Origin of the sequence: Lentzea nigeriaca, from assembly GCF_016907955.1 — a bacterium.
In the GTDB taxonomy this organism is placed as follows: domain Bacteria; phylum Actinomycetota; class Actinomycetes; order Mycobacteriales; family Pseudonocardiaceae; genus Lentzea; species Lentzea nigeriaca.
Map to the genome: position 1 here is coordinate 168,931 of NZ_JAFBCX010000009.1, position 17,435 is coordinate 186,365.

A 17,435-nucleotide genomic window follows, 5' to 3' on the forward strand; every position below is an offset into this window, starting at 1 on the left:
GGCGCGAGACGCTACCTCCCGGTTCTCGACACCAAAAGGTAGTTAGTCAAGCTCACGACCAATGGAGGTGCTGCGTCGTTTGGACCGCCCTGGCAGGATGTCCGCCGTGCGTCGATCCCGGGCACTTCTGGTGCCGGTCTTCCTGCTGCTCACCCTGTTCTCGTTGAGCGGTTGTGTTCGCGTGTACGCGGCCATGGCCGTGTCGGACGACGACCGCATCTCGGGTGAGATCGTCGCGGCCACGCCGCCCACGCAGGACAACGACCCCGGCCCTCAGCTGAAGGTGCCACCGGAGCTCGCGAGCCGCGTCACCACCAAGCCGTACCGGGTGGAGTCGTACGCGGGCACGCAGTTGTTCTTCAACGGACTGTCGTTCGAGGAGATGCGCACGCTCTCCTCGGCCACCAGTTCGTCGAACAGCCGGTACAGCCTCAACTTCCGCCGGTCGGGTGATCTTGTCACGCTCTCGGGCTCCGTCGACCTCACCCAGGTGCCCGTGGAGCGCGCGGACATCCAGGTGAAGGTCAGCTTCCCCGGCAAGATCGTGAACACCAACGGCCGCGACGAAGAGAACAACACCATCGCGTGGTCTCCGAAACCCGGCCAGGCGTCGATGCTCCAGGCCACCGTGCAGTACGCGGGCGCGGAGTCCGACTCGTTCCTCGGCTGGGCGCTGCTCGTCGCCGGGCTCACCGGCGGCGCCGCGCTGATCGTCGTCGTCCTCGCCCTCATCGCGCACAAGCGCAACGTGATGGTCTAGGCGCGAGTCACCAAACCCAGGCGCCCCAGGACTTCCCGCGTCGCCTTCGACCGGTTCATCGTGTAGAAGTGCAGCGCGGGCACGCCCTCCTCGAGCAGCCGCTGGCACATCTCGGTCGCGATGTCGATGCCCGTCGCGCGGAATCCGGCCGGGTCGTCGGCGTACGGCTCCAGCCTGCGCGAGATCTCCACCGGCAGGTCTGCGCCGGACAGCTCCACGATCTTGGACAGGCCGCGCGCCGACAGCATCGGCATGATCCCCGGCAGCATCGCCGCCGAGCAGCCTGCCGCCGCGACCCTGTCGCGCAGCCGCAGGAACGGCTCCGGCTCGTGGAACAGCTGCGCCACCGCGTAGTCCGCGCCCGCGTTGAGCTTGCGCAGCAGGAACTTCAGGTCGGTGTCGAGGTCGGTCGAGCGCGGGTGCCCGTACGGGAACGCCGCCACGCCGACGCAGAAGTCGCCGAGCTCGCGCACCAGCCGCACCAGCTCGTCGGCGTAGTTGAGGCCCTCGGGGTGCGCGACCCACTCGCCCATCGGGTCACCGGGAGGGTCGCCCCGCAGTGCCAGGACGTTGCGCACGCCGATCGCCGCGTACCAGCCGATCACGTTGCGCAGCTCGGCCACCGAGTGGTCGACCGCGGTCAGGTGTGCGACCGGCAGCAGCGTCGTCTCCTGCGCGATCCGGCCGGTCGCACGGATCGTGCGGTCCCGCCGTGACCCGCCGGCGCCGTAGGTGATCGACACGAAAGCCGGGTCCAGGCCTTCCAGTTCGCGGACGGCCTTCCAGAGGACCTTCTCGTCCTCGGCGTCCCGCGGTGGTAGGAACTCGACCGAGAACTTGGGTGCCGAGACACTGGAATGTCCCCGCAACCGCTCCACCACCGACGTCATGCTCACAACCCTAGTGCTACTTCCGCTGAGTGAGACTTGAGCCCAGCATGTGGTACGCGGGCCCCGGCATACGGGTGGCCCCGGACACAGCGGACCATGGACATGTGTCCCACCACCCCATCGACGTTGCTTTGCCCCAGCACGTCGAAGAAGCGTTGACCACGTACCTGGCCTCCCGCCGCGCGTCCGGAGAGGCGATGGACCCGAGCTTCGCGAGCGCGGTGGACGCGCTCTCGGACTTCGTGCTGGGCGGCGGCAAGCGCATCCGCCCGACCTACGCGTGGTGGGGGTGGCGCGCGGCGGGCGGCGATCCGGACGGTGAGCTCGCGGACGAGGTGCTCACGGCGGTCAGTTCCCTGGAGCTCATCCAGGCGTGCGCACTCATCCACGACGACCTGATGGACGCCTCGTCGGTGCGCCGGGGCAAGCCGACCGTGCACATCGCGTTCGGCGCACGGCACCGCGAGCTCGGCTGGCTCGGCTCGTCGGAGCGGTTCGGCATGTCGGCGGCGGTCCTGATCGGCGACATCGCGCTGGCGTGGGCGGACGACATGCTCTTCGCAGCCGGGCTGCCGTCCGAGGTGCTGCGGCGGATGAGCGAGCCGTGGCGGGACATGCGCACCGAGATGCTCGCGGGTCAGTACCTCGACGTGCTGACGCAGGCGCGGGGCGACTCGTCCGCGGACGCGGCGCTGCGCATCGACCGGCTCAAGACCGCGGCGTACACCGTTGAACGGCCGTTGCACATGGGCGCGGCGATGGCGGGCGGCTCACCGGAGCTGATCGACGGGCTGCGGGCGTTCGGTGCCGACATCGGCGTCGCGTTCCAGCTGCGCGACGACCTGCTCGGCGTGTTCGGCGACCCGGAGATCACCGGCAAGCCCGCTGGTGACGATCTCGCCGAGGGCAAGCGCACGCTGCTCGTGGCGCTCGGCATGCAGTTCGGCGCCGATATATTGGATATCGCTCTGGGCAAGCCCGACCTCGACATCGACACCGTCGAGGAGGTGCGCCGCGCGCTCGTGAAGGTGGGCGCCGTCGACGCCGTCGAGGAGCGCATCGACGAGCTGACGAAGAACGCGCTGGCCGCCCTCGACGCGGCTCCCGTCGCCGAGCCCGCCGCGACGAAGCTGGCCGAGCTCGCGATCAGTTCCACGAAGCGGGCCTTCTGAAGTCGATCATGACTCACCTTCGGGTTCCTTGATTAACACCTCGTGACCAGTCTGGGCCGTTGCTTGCTGACGCTTCCACGCGTTGTGCAACGATGTTCGGGCGATGGCAGCAACTCCGTCCCTTCCCCGCACGAGCTCCGAGGTGTCTCCGCTGGAGCCCTCACCTGTCGTGCGCGCGAACACCTACGCCATCCCCATCCGCACGACCATGCTCGGCCTCCTGGGCGTGGCGCTGGTCGCGCTCGGCGGCATGGGCGCGGGCGCGATCCTGGAGCGCGATCCGCTGCTCGCCCAGGTCGGGCTGAGCTGGCTGCGCTACGGCCACGGCCGCGATCTCGCGAGCATGGTGCTGTACCTGGGTCTGGGCCTCGTCATCTGGGCGTGGATCCGGCTCGGCAGGCTCGTGCGATGGGGTGAGATCGGCGACTTCGCGGTGCTGGTCGCGGTGACGGTCTGGACGTTGCCGCTGCTCTTCGCGCCGCCGCTGTTCAGCAAGGACATCTACAGCTACCTGGCGCAGGGCCAGCTCGCACTGAGCGGCTACGACCCGTACGAGGTCGGGCCCGCCGTGCTGCAGAGCACGCTCAGCGAGAACGTCAGCTGGGTGTGGCAGCACACGCCGGCGCCGTACGGGCCGCTGTTCATCCTCGTGGCCAAGGCGATCGTGTGGCTGACCAACGCGAGCGTGATCCTCGGCGTCGTCGCCATGCGCTTCTCGCTCGCAGGCGGGCTCGTGCTGCTGTGCTGGGCGCTGCCTGGCCTCAGCCGTCACCTGGGCGGCAAGTCGGCGGTCGCACTCTGGCTGGTGGCGGCGAACCCGTTGCTGCTGATCCACCTGATCGGGGGCGCGCACAACGACCTGCTGATGATCGGGCTGATGGCCGCGGGCGTGCTGCTGGTGCTCGACCGCAGGCACGTGCTGGGCTTCGTGCTGCTCGGCCTCGCGTTCTCGGTGAAGGCGACCGCCGTCGTGATCGTGCCGTTCCTCATCTGGATCTGGGCCGCGCGACTGGAGGGCGACAAGCGCGCCCAGTTCCGCAAGGCGCTGCTGCCGGGTGCGGCGGCGTTCCTCGGTGCGTTCGTGGCGTGCACGCTGGTCGCCGGGGTGAGCCTCGGCTGGATCCCCGCGCTGCGCAGCTCGTCGATGATCATCAACTGGCTGTCGATCCCGAGCGCGGTCGGCGACTTCGTGCGCATGGTCGTGAACTGGTTCGTTTACGTCGACGGCGGCATCTTCATCGGCGTGGCGCGGGCGCTCGGCTCTGTCGTGCTGATCTGGATCGCGTGGACGCAGTGGTGGGCGGCGCGGGACGGCGAGGTGCGCGACAGCATCCGGCGCGGCGCGCTGACGATGCTGGCCGTCGCGCTGCTCTCCCCCGCGACGCTGCCGTGGTACTTCAGCTGGCCGCTGGCGCTCGCCGCCGGGTTCCTGTGGAGCACGAGCGCGCTCGTGACGGTGTCGCTGGCGTCGGTGTTCCTGCTGCTGGTGACGTACCCGAACGGCGACACGGCGCTCTACTCGTGGGGCTACCTGTTCTTCGCGCTGGTCGTGTCGGGGCTCGCGGCGCGGTCGTTGGTGAAGCCGGACCCGTTCGGCCTGTCGACCCGCTACGAATGAACGCCAATATATTGGATTTGACGTCCGCGTACGCCGCGTGCCGGCGGGTGAACGCGCGGTACGGCAAGACCTTCTTCCTCGCCACGAAGCTGCTGCGCCCCGAGCAGCGGCCCGCGGTGCACGCGCTGTACGCGTTCGCGCGGTGGGCCGACGAGATCGTCGACGCGGCTGGCGTCGACGACCGTGAAGGCGAGCTCGACCGCCTTGAGCGACTGCTGGACAGTTGCATGAAAAGCGGTGAACCGTCGAACCCTGTCCTGAACGCGCTGACGGACACGATGCGCCGCTACAACATCGACCGGACGCTCTTCACCGACTTCCTCGAGTCGATGCGGATGGATCTCCACGTCACCGAGTACGCCGACCTCGACGCGCTCGGCGTGTATATGCACGGTTCCGCGGAGGTCATCGGGCTGCAGATGCTGCCGGTGCTCGGAACGGTCGTGCCTCGCGCGGACGCCGAGCCGTACGCTGCCCGGCTCGGGGTGGCCTTCCAGCTGACGAACTTCCTGCGCGACGTCGGCGAGGACCTCGACCGCGGCCGCGTGTACCTGCCGCAGGACGTTCTGAGCGCGCACGGCGTCGACCGCGACCTTTTGCAATGGTGTCGTTGCGGTCGTCGCGCAAACGTCCGGGTGCAAAGGGCGCTCGACGACCTCGTCGCCCACACGCATGCGATATATCAGTTGGCCGAGCCGGGCATCGACATGCTGTCGCCGGCGTCGCGGCCTTGCATGCGGACGGCGTTCACGCTGTATCGCGACATCCTCGGCCTCGTCGGCTGCGAGGTGCTGTGGCGGAGGGTCGCTGTGCCGAACTCACGACGTCTCGCGGTGGCAGTGCCCGGCGCGGGCCGGGCACTGCTCGCACGTGCGATGAGCAAATGAACCCGGCTTTAGATCACGACGACGCCGACGATGTTGGACGTCGAGGACGCGTACACGCTGGTGCCTGGGAAGTAGAGGCGCAGATCAGCCGACGCGTCGATCGCGAGCTTCGCGGTGAACGTCGAGTTCGGCGTGCAGGACCGGGTGTAGATGTTGGTCCATGTCGACGCACCGACCTTGACCTGTGCGAACACATTGAGGCCGAGGGTGAGCTGACGCTCGCCCGCAGCACCGAGTTTGCCCTTGATCTGGAGCTGGTCGCCCTTCTTGAGCTTGACCCTGGCGCCACCCGCGTCGAGCTCCAGCGTGGTGGGCTTGGCCTGCACGGCCGGGGCAGCACTTGCCTCAACCGGCGAGAGAAGCAGCCCGACGGCGGTGAGGCCGGCGAGCACAGTCTTGGTGATCACGCGCACCAGTTCAGGGGTTCCGGGCGTCTCTCGCCAGGAGAGACGCCCGGAACCGCCACATCGGGTGAACTAGAAGCCCATGGCTTGCGCGCGTCGCTTTACCTCACGCCCACGGTCTCCGCGCAATGCTTCGATCGGAGTGCCAGGGAGGCTCGAGTCCTCCGTGAAGAGCCAGCGCAGAATCTCGTCCGTGGAGAAGCCCTGGTCGCGCAGCACCGTGATGGTGCCGGGCAGACCCTTCACCACGCCTCCGGCGGCGAGGAACGCTTCGGGAACGACGAGAACGCCGTCGCGCCGCTCGGCGAGCAGTTGCCCGTCGCGCAGCAGTTGGTGGACCCGGGTGACCGGAAGTCCCATTCGGTCGGCCACCTCGGGGAGAGGAAGAACCTCCAGGTCGGCAGCCAGTACATCCGCAGCGGCAGGAATCGCACTCACGGGGGTCACGATGCCATAACCGAACTGTGAACGCCCTTCCGCCAACCGGGTCATCCTGAGCTTTACCATCTCGCACTGTGGAGAGGTCGGTTTCGAACGTGATGGGTGGACTGCTCGAGCAGCGCTACCGGGTGGACTCCGTGCTCGCGCGCGGCGGGATGTCCACCGTCTATCGAGGTCGCGACACCCGCCTCGATCGGGATGTGGCCATCAAGGTGATGGATCCGCGCCTGACGGCGGACGCGGCGTTCGTCGCGCGCTTCGAGCGCGAGGCGCGTGCGGCGGCTCAGCTGCATCACCCTGCCGTGGTGTCCGTGCACGACCAGGGCGTCGACGGTGACCAGGTCTACCTGGTGATGGAGCTGATCGACGGCGGAAACCTCCGTGACCTGCTGAACCAGCGCGGCAAGCTGCCTCCCGCCGTTGCGTTGAGCGTCCTCGGCCCGGTGTTGTCTGCGTTGGGCGCCGCCCACCGCGCCGGGCTGGTGCATCGCGACGTGAAGCCGGAGAACGTCCTGATCGGGCCGGGTGGCCAGGTCAAGGTGGCGGACTTCGGGCTGGCCCGTGCGATCGCCGAGAACGGCGTCACGAGCGACAGCGAGATCCTCGGCACCGTCGCCTACCTCTCACCCGAACAGGTGGAGACCGGCGCAGCGGACGCGCGCAGTGACGTCTATTCGGCCGGAATCGTGCTCTACGAGATGCTGGCAGGGCAGGCGCCCTATCGCGGCGACACGCCCATCTCAGTCGCCTACCAGCACGTGAACTCGGACGTCCCGTCCATCCCCGACGTGCCCCTGGCGCTCGACACTTTGGTGCGCAAGGCGACGCGACGCGACCCGTCGCTGCGGCCGGCGAACGCGGACGCGTTCCTCGCCGAGCTCGAGCGCGTGGGTGCGGAGGTCGGCCTGACACCGCAGCCGGTGCCCGTTCCCGGTTCGGCGCCCGAGGAAGACAAGACGATGGTGATGCGGCCGGTGCCGGTCGCTGTCGCGGTCGGCGCCACTCCGCCGTCGATAGCGGAGGCGACCCGGCCCGTTCAGCCGGTGCAGCCCGCGATGACGACCATCAACACGGGCCCGCCGACTCCCCCGCCCGGCATTTCCGCCACGCGCACGATGGCTCGCCCCGAGCAGCCCCGTCGTCGCCCGCCCCAGGCCCGCGCGAAGAAGCCGAAGGTCGACCCGGTCGAGGAAGAGCGCAAGCGCCGCAAGAAGCTCTTCATCATCTGGGGCTTCGTGGTCGCCGTGCTGGCGTTGATCGTCGGCATGTTCGCCTGGTACCTCGGCGCGGGCCGCTGGACTGCCGTCCCCGCGGTGGTCGGGCAGACCGAGGCCAACGCCACGCAGCTGATGAAGGCCGCGGACCTCACGGGGCTGGTCGAGAAGGTGCCGTCCGACGACGTGCCGAACGGTCAGGTCATCAGCACCGACCCCGCCGCGGGGACGGAGCTACGCAAGAGCCAGACCGTGAGGGTCGTCGTGTCGCGCGGCAAGCCCGTGGTGCCGTTCGTCAACGTCGGCGTCGACGTCGAGGCCGCGACGAAGGAGATCGAGGCGGCGGGTCTGAAGGCCGCGAAGGATCCCACGAAGGACGCGTTCCACGACACCGTGCCGATCGGCAAGGTCGTCGCGCTGGACCCGCGCCCCGGCACGGCACTCAAGATCAACGACCCGGTGATCCTGGTGCTCAGCAAGGGCCCTGCGCCGCGCAGGCCGGTACCGAACGTCGCTGGCAAGTCGAAGGACGACGCGTTCGCCGAGCTGCAACGGGCCGGTCTGGAGCCGGTCGAGGCGACCGGTGAGGACGCCGCCGACGGCGCCGAGGCGCGCGTGGTGCGGACGGATCCGCCCGCGGGCACGGTCCTGGACGGCACGGCGAACAAGCGCGTCACCGTGTTCTTCCAGAGCAACAAGGAAGTCGAGGTCCCCGAGGTGACCCGGCAGAAGGTGCGCGAGGCCAAGGAGGAGCTCGAGAAGCTCGGCCTGAAGGTGCGGGTCGAGTTCAACAGGAGCAACAACGCGACCGTCGTGAACCAGTCGATCCCACCGGGCACGCGCGTGAAGCGCGGTACGGAGATCACGATCGTCGGCCTCTGATCAGGACAAAGCGAAGGGCCCCGCGTTCTCGACGCGGGGCCCTTCGTTCTTCAGCTCGTCTTCAGGAAACTCGCTACGAGCGCAGCATCTCGGCGACGAGGAACGCGAGCTCGAGCGACTGCTGCGTGTTCAGGCGCGGGTCGCACGCCGTCTCGTAGCGGCCGGCGAGGTCGTCGTCCGAGATCTCCTGCGCGCCGCCCAGGCACTCGGTGACGTCCTCACCCGTGAGCTCGATGTGGATGCCGCCGGGGTGCGTGCCGAGACGGCGGTGCACCTCGAAGAACCCCTGGACCTCGTCGACGATCCGGTCGAAGTGCCGGGTCTTGTAGCCGGTGCTCGACTCGTGCGTGTTGCCGTGCATCGGGTCGCACTGCCAGATGACCTTGTGGCCGCTCGCCTCGACCTTCTCGATGATCGCAGGCAGCACGTCGCGCACCTTCTGGTTGCCCATGCGCGAGATGAGCGTCAGGCGGCCCGGCTCGTTGCGCGGGTCGAGGCGCTCGACGTACTCGACGGCCATCTCCGGCGACGTCGTCGGGCCGATCTTCAGCCCGATCGGGTTCGCGAGCATCTCCGCGAACGCGATGTGCGCGCCGTCGAGCTGACGGGTGCGCTCGCCGATCCACACGAAGTGCGACGACAGGTCGTACAGCTTCGGCTGGTCACCCGTGGTGTCCAGGCGCAGCAGCGCACGTTCGTAGTCGAGCAGCAGCGCCTCGTGCGAGGCGAAGATCTCCGTGCCGTGCAACGACTGGTCGTTGACGCCGCAGGCCGACATGAACTTCAGGCCGCGGTCGATCTCGCTGGCCAGCGCCTCGTAGCGCTCGCCGGCCGGCGAGGTGCGCACGAAGTCACGGTTCCAGTCGTGCACCCGGTGCAGGTCGGCGAGACCCGCGCCGGTGAGCGCCCGCAGCAGGTTCATGGCCGCGCCGGCGTTGGCGTAGGCGCGGATCATGCGGCCCGGGTCTGGGATCCTGGCCTCGGGAGTGGCGACCAGGGAGTTGATGATGTCGCCGCGGTAGGACGGCAGGCCGAGCGCGTCGATGTTCGACGAACGCGGCTTGGCGTACTGGCCGGCGATGCGGCCGACCTTCACCACCGGCAGGCTCGCGCCGTAGGTCAGCACCACGGCCATTTGCAGCAGGGTCCGGATGTTCGCGCGGATGTGCGGCTCGGTGTTGTCCGCGAACGTCTCGGCGCAGTCACCGCCCTGCAGAAGAAACGCCTCACCGTTCGCGACCTGCGCCAGTTGCGTGTGCAGCCGGTCGATCTCGGCGGGCACGGTGATCGGCGGCACGCTCTCGAGCACGGTCCGCACACGACGCACCTGTTCGGCGTCGGGCCATTCGGGCTGCTGGGCGGCCGGGCGCGACAGGGCGTCGTCCAGGCGCTTGCGCATCTCGGGAGGCAGCGGCGGAAGCTCGGGAAGCGTGTCGATGGGCACGTCCACGGTCCAGTTCACGCTGCTCATCCTAGTTGTCCCACACTGAGAGACCGGGCCGGGCCTGCCAGTTACCCCGTTAGGTGGCTGTGAGGTAGCCCAGGTGAAGTCTGTTACTTGTCAACTATCAGCCACTGCCCAATTGAGATAACGCATTGCATGATGTGGCCATGAACGCCACCCGTTTGGATGACGGCGCCGCGACCCGGCTGCTGGCCATCGCGGTCGACAACATCCAGCGCGATCACCCGGTGCACTGGACGCACGTCATCGACGGCGACGACCGGCTGATACCGCAACGGGTTCTGCACCCGGTCTTCGCCGGCTCGTTCGACTGGCATTCGTGCGTGCACCAGACGTGGCTCGCCGTGCGGCTGCTGCGGCTGCGACCGTCGCTTTCCGGCGCCGACCTGGCCCGTGACGCGCTGGACAAGCTGATCACGCCCGACAACTGCGCCGTCGAGGCCGCCTTCTTCACCTCGCCGGCGGGACGACACTGGGAGCGGCCGTACGGGTGGGCGTGGCTGCTGCTGCTCGACGCGGAGCTGCGGACGTCCGGCCTGCCGTGGTCGGTGGCGCCGATCGCGGACGTGCTGCGCGACCGGTGGCTGGAGTGGATCTCGGTGGCGCGGCTGCCGGTGCGGACGGGCACGCACGGCAACACCGCGTTCGCGACCGGGCTGGTGTTCGACGCCGCGCGGGCGAACGGGGACACTGAGCTGGCTTCGGCATGTGTCGACGCCGCCCTGCGGTGGCACCGGGACGAGGCCGCGTACGGCGGGTTCGAGCCGGACGCCGCCGACTTCCTGTCGCCCGCGCTGACGACGGCCGACCTGATGCGCCGTGCTCTGGACACCTCGGAGTTCGGTGCCTGGTTCGACGCGTACCTGCCCGAGCTCTACTCGGAACGGTGGCGCGTGCTCCGCGAGCCCTTCCCCGTCGACGACCCCAGCGACCCCTACGGCTCACATCTCGCCGGGCTCGCGTTGTCGCGCGCCTGGAACTGGCAGGCGATCGCGGACTCGCTGCCGACCGGTCATCGGTATGCCGAGCTGGCCCGCACGGCTTCTACGGTGCATCGCGAGGCCGGGTGGACCTACGTCTTCGGCGGACATGGCTACATGGCCGACCACTGGCTCGGCACCTTCGCCGCCTACCTCGACGTCAAAGCCTTCTGACCAGCGCGAACACCTGCTTATGCAAAAGACGTTTGCGGACGACCGCAAACGTCTTTTGCATAACTGATATATCGGCGGGGCCGCGCGACGTTGCGAAGGACCGCGATATATCGGATATCAGGCGCCGAAGAAGACCTCGGCCTCTTCGTAGCGCTCCGCCGGAACGGTCTTGAGCTCGGCCGTCGCCTCGGACAGCTTCACGCGCACGATGTCGGTGCCGCGCAGCGCGACCATGGTGCCGAAGTCGCCGGCGGCGACGGCGTCGACGGCGTGCAGGCCGAAGCGGGTGGCGAGGACGCGGTCGTACGCGGTCGGCGTACCACCGCGCTGGATGTGGCCGAGGATGGCCGCGCGGGACTCCTTGCCGGTGCGGTCCGCGATCTCCTCCGCGAGCCACTGGCCGACGCCACCGAGGCGGACGTGGCCGAAGGCGTCGCGCTCACCGGAGTGCAGCACCTCGGCGCCGCCCTCGGGCATCGCGCCCTCGGCGACGACGATGATCGGCGCGAACTCGCGCTCGAAGCGGCGCTCGACCCACTCGACGACCTTGTCGACGTTGAACGGGCGCTCCGGCACGAGGATGACGTTCGCGCCACCGGCGAGACCCGAGTGCAGCGCGATCCAGCCCGCGTGGCGGCCCATGACCTCGACGACGAGCGCACGGTGGTGCGACTCGGCCGTGGTGCGGAGGCGGTCGATGGCCTCGGTCGCGATGTGCACGGCCGTGTCGAAGCCGAACGTGTAGTCCGTGGCGCCGAGGTCGTTGTCGATGGTCTTCGGAACACCGACGACGCCGATGCCGTCGTCGGTGAGGCGCTTGGCGACACCGAGGGTGTCCTCGCCACCGATCGCGATCAACGCGTCGATCTGGTTCTCCGCGATGACCTCGCGGATGCGGTCGACACCGCCGTCGACCTTGTACGGGTTCGTGCGCGACGAGCCCAGGATGGTGCCACCGCGGGTGAGGATGTCCTCGACGTCCGTGAGGCCGATCGGCTTGGTGAGGTTCTCGATCGGACCCTGCCAGCCGTTGCGGAACCCGACGATCTCCCAGCCGTGTGCCTTGATGCCCTTTCGGACGACGGCCCGGATCACGGCGTTCAGACCGGGGCAGTCACCACCGCCAGTGAGCACACCGATGCGCATCTGCTTGCCCAATCTCTCGTGTTCTGTGTCACTCAGACTTTCACGAGCTGGATCGGTGCAGCAACGCGGGTCTCACTTACCGGACGGGAAAACCGAGTTTCCGCCGCTGTTCCTCGATCACCTTCCACCGGGCGAGGTTGTGGCGGGCGTCGGCGAGGGCGTCGTGCGCGTCGGCCGGCGGGGCGGGCAGCCTGGGGCGGCCGACGTCCTCCCAGCGTTGCCGCAAGTCGCGGGTGAACCGGGGCAACGCGCGAGGCAACGCCGGCATCGCACCCCACAGCTGCGCCAGCGCGACGTGGTCGTAGGCGGCGAACCAGGCCCACAGCTCCACCTCGTCACGGGCGGCGTTGCGGGCGCCGAGGAAGTCGAGCAGGTCCTCGCGGATGCGTTCGCGGCTGCGCCACGCCTTGTCCGCGGGCGAGGGCAGCTGGTTGAGCACGTTCTGCCGCACCCACGGCCCCGCGCGCTCGGGGTCGAACTCGGTCGACACGGCGTAGAACTCGCGGCCTTCCTCGTCGACCACACCGATCGACACGAGGTCGATCGTCACCCCGTCCTCGATGAACTCACAGTCGTAGAAGAACCGCACCGCGACACCCTAGGGGGTGCGGTCAGCTCGCCTTCGTCTCGGGCACCCGGTCGGCGGCCTTGCCCTGCTCGGGCACGGTCGTGGCCTGCTCCTTCGCCTTGGCCGCGTAGACGTCGACGTACTCCTGGCCGGAGAGCTCCATCAACGAGTACATGATCTCGTCGGTGATGGACCGCAGCACGAACCGGTCGCCGGACAGGCCCTCGTAGCGGGAGAAGTCGAGCGGCTTGCCGATCTTGATGCGGATCGGGTACGGCTTCCACATCTTCGAGCCGATGGGGTTGGCCTTGTCCGTGCCGAACATGGCCACCGGGATGACCGGCGCGCCGGACTCCAGCGCAATCCACGCGACGCCGACCTTGCCCTTGTAGAGGCGGCCGTCGGGCGAACGCGTGCCCTCGGGGTAGATGCCGAGCAGCTTGCCCTCGCGCACGATCCGAACACCGGTGTCGAGCGCGCCCTGGGCGGCCGAGGCGCTGGACCGGTCGATCGGCACCTGGCCGACGCCGGAGAAGAACCACTTCTGGAACTTGCCCTTGAGCCCCGTGCCGGTGAAGTACTCGATCTTGGCGGGGAAGGTCACGCGCCGCGACAGCATCAGCGGCAGGAAGAAGGAGTCGGAGACGGCGAGGTGGTTGCTCGCCAGGATGGCACCGCCCTCCTTCGGAATGTTCTCCGCGCCCTCGATGATCTTCGGCTGGAAGAACAGCCGGAGAATCGGCCCCAGGAGGATGTGCTTCATCAACCAGTACAGCACCTTGGGAAGCGCCTCCTCAGACCCCGCGAACCTTGATCCCGGCAACCAGCCTACGGAGCCGACCGCTGCTCACACAACGAGTCCCAAAGTTGTGCGTCACGGTCCGGACTGAGCCGACTGCCGTAACCCGCAACACATCCCGCCCGTGCAACGATGAGGGGTCAAGAGGGTTGCGGCACATGGAGAGGCTCTGGATGAACGCCCGGCGCGACTCGACCGACGGCCCCGAGAACGTCGACGAGCTCTTTGCCGAGATCGTCGCGGGTCTCGAGCGGGACGGGGTCGGCAAGGACTGGCTCGACCTCGACGAGGCGAGCCCAGAGGACCTCGGGCCACGCGACGACGCGGCCGACGACATCGTGTCCGAACCCGCGGACGAGCCTGAACGGCGAGACCGCGACGACGAGGACCATTACGTGCCACCGGAACCGCCGCCGTTCCCGGTGCTGCGCGCGTCCACGATCGCGGCGCTCGGCCTCTTCGTGCTGGGCATCGTCCTGCTGGTCGCTCCGGGCATCTTCGGCCTGCAACCACGCATCGGCACCCCGCTGTCGCTGGTGGCGCTCTGCGCGGGCGTCGGCTGGCTGATCCTGCGGATGCGCAACACCCCGCCGCCCGACTCCGGATGGGACGACGGCGCCCAGGTGTGACAGGTCACGTCTCAGTTGGTAACGGCGTGATAACGGCCACTCAAACCTTCAGATAACGATTCGGTCATGCCTACGGTGTCGGGCATGGACCAGATGCAGCACCTGATGATGGCCCGCGCCTTGGCAACCCTGAGCAAGAAGGACGCGGAGCGCGCCAAGCGCCGCCGCCCGCGCATCCTGCGCATGCTCGGCCGCTGACCGGAGCTTCTCGCCGGAGCCTTCCCCGGCTCCACGCTGACGCAGGCGTCCCCCGCGAAGGGGGACCCCTTGCTTTCATTCTCCTCGCGACGTCCGACAGTTCTGTGCCCGCGGCATGCACGAAGCGGGCATTTCAGACAAGGTGTTCGCGGCGGGCGAACAGACCCGACAACGTCCGCCGCGACACCTTTTCCAGGCGCGTCACCCTGACGCGCACTCGAGGTTCGGCTGGACGACGCCGGTCGGAACAGTGCCGGCCGTCATCCTTCGAGCGGTGAGTTGCTTCCTGCCGGAGAAGCGACCCAACTGGCCGGCAGCCGCGGACGTTCCCCGGCCGGGCTGCCTGCCGGGGCCGAATAGACGACGAGAGCCTGGTCGCCGGGAAGCGCCAGCGTCTCGAGGGAGAGATCGAGGTCGCCGGCCACCTCGTGGCGCAGGCGTTTCGTGCCGTAGATGCGATCCAGCACCGGATGCTTGGCCCACAGCGTGCGGAACTCCTCGCTTTCACCGCGAGTTCGCCGCGATCCACTCCTCGCTCACCGACCGGATCTCCGACATCACCGCCCAGGCCGAGACCGACGCCAGGAACGAATGAAGCCATTCATGGGCTGCGTCAGTTGGCGACCAGACGCCAGCGGTTGTCCGTCGTGCCGTTGTCCGGGTCCTGCACGACCTGTGCACCGGCACTGGTGGAGCCGTTGAGGATGCCGAGCAGCTTGCCGCTGTTGGCGTTGCGGATCTTGTAGGTCCCGTCGCCGTTGGCGATCAGGGTCCACCGGTGGTCGGCGGTGCCGTTGTCAGACCACTGCAGCACACGGGCGTTGTCGGCCGTGGACATGTTCTCCACGCCGAGCACCTTGCCGCTGTTGACGTTGCGCAGCCGCACGTCGGAGCCGTCGGTGATCAGCTGCCAGTTGTGGTCGGCGGTTCCGCTGTCGTGCCACTGCACGGCCAGGCCGCCGTCCGCGGTGGACATGTTCTGGATGCCCAGCACCATGCCGGTGCCGGCGTTGACCAACCGGTAGCTCGTCGCGGCGCCGCCCGTACTCCAGTAGACGGTGTAGTTGAAGCCGTGCGCGTCGTGGAACGGTCCGAGGTTCACCTTCGTCCCGTTCGCCGTCGCGGTGAACGCCAGCGATGACGTGCTGGTGCGGGTGACGGAGTTGACGTCCAGCGACGGCAACGCCGACAGGCTGGCGTTGCCGAAGTTGCCCGCCAGCACGGCCGGGCCGTAGGTCAGGGCGACGACGTTGGCATTGTCCTTTGCCGCCTGGACGGTCACGCGCATCGGCAGGCGCAGCGTCACGACGTCGCCGGAGGTCCACGACCGCGTCAGGGACGCGTAGGTGCCTGGCGTGGCAGTCACGTTCTGCGCGACGCCGTTGACGCTGATAGCCGCGTCCTTGGTCCAGGCGGGGATGCGGAGGCGCATCGTCCACGAGCCGCTCGCGTTGCCGGTCACGGTCAGGGTCGTCGTGTCGCTCGCCGGGTAGGTCGTGGTCTGCGTGACGGTGATGCCGCGGGCCGACCACGTCAGCACCGACGGCGTGTACAGGTTCACCATGAGCGTGGTGCCGTTGAAGAAGTAGATCGAGTCGGCCAGCTTGGTGTTCGTCTCCAGCCCGGTGCCCTGGCAGCACCAGAACGTGCCGTAGTCGGTGCTCCAGTTGCCGCCGCCCCACGCCGGGCCGGTGTTGCCCCGCCGGTGACCGGGGTTGAGGCCGGTGAAGTAGCAGATGTGGCCGTGCGGGTCCGCCGGGTTCTGCGCGCCGATCAGATGGTTGAGCAGGGCGCGCTCGTAGAAGTCGAAGTAGGACGCGTTGTTCGGGTCCAGCAGCCACAGCTCACGGGTCAGCTTGAGCATGTTGTAGGTGTTGCACTGCTCGCACGTGTCGGTGTTCAGGTACGCGGCGATGGCGTTGGGCGCGCGGAAGTGCTCTGCCTGGCTGTTGCCGCCGATGACGTACGTATGAGCGCCGACGGTGATGTTCCAGGCGTTGGCGGCGATGTCGCGGTAGCGGGTTGTCCCGGTGGCCTTGTACTCGCGAGCCGCGCCGATCCACTTCGGCACCTGGGTGTTGGCGTGCAGACCGGCCAGCCGGTCCTGGTTGGCGGCCAACGGGTCGAACACCGCGGCGTGGTCGAACCGCTGAGCGGCCGTCAGCCAGCGGGAGTCGCCCGTCTGCTGGTACAGGTCGGCCAGCACCGCGTTCATGCCGCCGAACTCGGTGCCCAGGACGCTCTGCATCTGGCTGTAGGAGAGCCTGGCGGTGCGCCAGTCCACCCACCCGGCCATGCGCAGTAGCACGTCCCGCGCCTGCGTGTTGCCGATGTAGCGCCACGCGTCCAACAGCCCGGCGAGGGTCTTGTGCAATGAGTAGTACGACACGGACTTGGGCGAGCCGGCCTCCATGGCGTCGAAGTCCGACTCCGGGAAACCCGACAGGTAGCCGGTGTTGAACCCGGCCGCCGAGTTGTTCGCCTGGCACTTGGCCAGCTCGGCCACCATGTAGTTCGCCCTGTCCCGGCACGTCGTGTCGCCCAGGACCGCCCACGCCTGTGCCCATGCGGTGAGGAAGTGGCCTTGGCTGTGCGTGCGGAACGGGAAGTCCGGGGCTTCCCAGCCACCGAGCGCCGCGGCGCCGTTGGTGGGCAGCCGGTGGTTGGCGCGGAAGTTGTAGAGCAGCCGGTCGACGTCGACGAACCGCAGGTAGGACAGCGTCCGGTTCTGGTTCTCCAGCCACCGGCCCGACGTCAGCCGCACCTCGGACAGGTCGAACGGGTGGGCCGCCACCCCCGCGTCGCCACGGACAGGGGGCACTGTGGCCGCCTGCGCCGCACCCGCCACGAGCGACGGCGCCGCGGTGGCGACAGCTGCCACACCCGCCGCCTGGAGGAGCTTGCGTCGACTCAACGATGAGGACATGGGGATGCTCCGGCTTCTCGGCGAAACGGGTGCGGTTCGGCGTCACCGCACAGTGGCGACGCTGCGACGGAATGTAGCCATGACCTGCCGGATGGTCAACGCTGGATGTTAGCGTTAACTCACGGGCATATCGTTGAATTTCGTTCGACAGTCCGTCGAATGACGCTCGAATGCGCAAGTCCTGTTAACGCTCACATGCGCTTCTGGGCGTTGCTGGCGACAGATGCCAGCCGTGTCCTCCGATGAGACAGGTTGTTGTCGTCCGATCGGCCATTAGTGGCT

16 protein-coding genes and 1 pseudogene are annotated in these 17,435 nt (G+C 68.4%); 8 read left to right on the top strand and 9 right to left on the bottom strand.

Annotated elements, in window-relative coordinates:
- The first annotated feature begins 97 nt into the window (after positions 1 to 97).
- Positions 98 to 760: a DUF3153 domain-containing protein gene (locus JOD27_RS29170; protein WP_372441757.1), complete on the top strand. Its 663-nt coding sequence runs from the start codon at positions 98 to 100 to the stop codon at positions 758 to 760.
- On the opposite strand, the gene metF is transcribed toward JOD27_RS29170, so the two are convergent.
- Positions 757 to 1,650: a methylenetetrahydrofolate reductase [NAD(P)H] gene (gene metF, locus JOD27_RS29175; protein WP_204765490.1), complete on the bottom strand. Its 894-nt coding sequence runs from the start codon at positions 1,648 to 1,650 to the stop codon at positions 757 to 759. The genes JOD27_RS29170 and metF overlap by 4 nt on opposite strands.
- A gap of 104 nt (positions 1,651 to 1,754) precedes the next feature.
- Between metF and JOD27_RS29180 the strand changes: the two genes are divergently transcribed.
- From JOD27_RS29180 to JOD27_RS29190, 3 genes are all read left to right on the top strand, one after another.
- Positions 1,755 to 2,822, top strand: a complete 1,068-nt coding sequence (locus JOD27_RS29180; protein ID WP_307830391.1) for a polyprenyl synthetase family protein — start codon at positions 1,755 to 1,757, stop codon at positions 2,820 to 2,822.
- A gap of 103 nt (positions 2,823 to 2,925) precedes the next feature.
- Positions 2,926 to 4,440 (top strand): polyprenol phosphomannose-dependent alpha 1,6 mannosyltransferase MptB, encoded by a 1,515-nt coding sequence (gene mptB / locus JOD27_RS29185; RefSeq protein WP_204765492.1) that lies wholly within the window; start codon positions 2,926 to 2,928, stop codon positions 4,438 to 4,440.
- A gap of 17 nt (positions 4,441 to 4,457) precedes the next feature.
- Positions 4,458 to 5,327 (top strand): phytoene/squalene synthase family protein, encoded by an 870-nt coding sequence (locus JOD27_RS29190; protein ID WP_307830392.1) that lies wholly within the window; start codon positions 4,458 to 4,460, stop codon positions 5,325 to 5,327.
- Positions 5,328 to 5,335: 8 nt separating this feature from the next.
- Here the strand turns inward: JOD27_RS29190 and JOD27_RS29195 are convergent, their stop codons facing one another.
- Entirely contained in the window at positions 5,336 to 5,734 is a 399-nt protein-coding gene (locus tag JOD27_RS29195; RefSeq protein ID WP_204765494.1) for a hypothetical protein, read from the bottom strand.
- A gap of 69 nt (positions 5,735 to 5,803) precedes the next feature.
- On the bottom strand, positions 5,804 to 6,169 hold the full coding sequence (locus tag JOD27_RS29200; RefSeq protein WP_307830405.1) for an Rv2175c family DNA-binding protein: 366 nt from the start codon (positions 6,167 to 6,169) through the stop codon (positions 5,804 to 5,806).
- A 77-nt stretch (positions 6,170 to 6,246) separates the two neighbouring features.
- Between JOD27_RS29200 and pknB the strand changes: the two genes are divergently transcribed.
- Complete coding sequence (gene pknB, locus JOD27_RS29205; RefSeq protein WP_307830393.1) at positions 6,247 to 8,268, top strand: Stk1 family PASTA domain-containing Ser/Thr kinase; 2,022 nt, start codon at positions 6,247 to 6,249, stop codon at positions 8,266 to 8,268.
- Positions 8,269 to 8,341: 73 nt separating this feature from the next.
- Here pknB and JOD27_RS29210 read toward each other — a convergent pair whose 3' ends face one another.
- On the bottom strand, positions 8,342 to 9,730 hold the full coding sequence (locus JOD27_RS29210; RefSeq protein WP_109640543.1) for a class II 3-deoxy-7-phosphoheptulonate synthase: 1,389 nt from the start codon (positions 9,728 to 9,730) through the stop codon (positions 8,342 to 8,344).
- A 149-nt stretch (positions 9,731 to 9,879) separates the two neighbouring features.
- On the opposite strand from JOD27_RS29210, the gene JOD27_RS29215 reads away from it, so the two are divergent.
- Entirely contained in the window at positions 9,880 to 10,887 is a 1,008-nt protein-coding gene (locus JOD27_RS29215; protein WP_204765496.1) for a DUF2891 domain-containing protein, read from the top strand.
- A 117-nt stretch (positions 10,888 to 11,004) separates the two neighbouring features.
- On the opposite strand, the gene JOD27_RS29220 is transcribed toward JOD27_RS29215, so the two are convergent.
- The 3 genes from JOD27_RS29220 to JOD27_RS29230 form a co-directional block, all read right to left on the bottom strand.
- Positions 11,005 to 12,033 (bottom strand): 6-phosphofructokinase, encoded by a 1,029-nt coding sequence (locus tag JOD27_RS29220; RefSeq protein ID WP_204765497.1) that lies wholly within the window; start codon positions 12,031 to 12,033, stop codon positions 11,005 to 11,007.
- A gap of 76 nt (positions 12,034 to 12,109) precedes the next feature.
- A complete protein-coding gene (locus JOD27_RS29225) occupies positions 12,110 to 12,622 on the bottom strand; it encodes a polyadenylate-specific 3'-exoribonuclease AS (protein ID WP_204765498.1) in 513 nt (170 codons plus the stop codon).
- A gap of 22 nt (positions 12,623 to 12,644) precedes the next feature.
- Positions 12,645 to 13,379 carry a lysophospholipid acyltransferase family protein gene (locus JOD27_RS29230; RefSeq protein WP_204765499.1) on the bottom strand — a complete coding sequence of 245 codons (735 nt, stop codon included), beginning with the start codon at positions 13,377 to 13,379 and terminating at the stop codon, positions 12,645 to 12,647.
- A 179-nt stretch (positions 13,380 to 13,558) separates the two neighbouring features.
- Here JOD27_RS29230 and JOD27_RS29235 point away from each other — a divergent pair, with 179 nt between their 5' ends.
- Both JOD27_RS29235 and JOD27_RS46215 read left to right on the top strand, forming a co-directional pair.
- The gene (locus JOD27_RS29235; protein WP_239569383.1) at positions 13,559 to 14,029 is read left to right on the top strand and encodes a hypothetical protein; all 471 of its coding nucleotides are present in this window, start codon (positions 13,559 to 13,561) and stop codon (positions 14,027 to 14,029) included.
- A 66-nt stretch (positions 14,030 to 14,095) separates the two neighbouring features.
- Positions 14,096 to 14,227, top strand: coding sequence for a hypothetical protein (locus JOD27_RS46215; RefSeq protein WP_275591829.1), 132 nt, complete (start codon positions 14,096 to 14,098; stop codon positions 14,225 to 14,227).
- A 260-nt stretch (positions 14,228 to 14,487) separates the two neighbouring features.
- Here the strand turns inward: JOD27_RS46215 and JOD27_RS29240 are convergent.
- A pseudogene (locus JOD27_RS29240) lies at positions 14,488 to 14,727 on the bottom strand (MmyB family transcriptional regulator); the annotation flags it as partial.
- Positions 14,728 to 14,840: 113 nt separating this feature from the next.
- On the bottom strand, positions 14,841 to 17,153 hold the full coding sequence (locus JOD27_RS29245) for a beta-L-arabinofuranosidase domain-containing protein (RefSeq protein WP_204765500.1): 2,313 nt from the start codon (positions 17,151 to 17,153) through the stop codon (positions 14,841 to 14,843).
- Positions 17,154 to 17,435 lie beyond the last annotated feature (282 nt).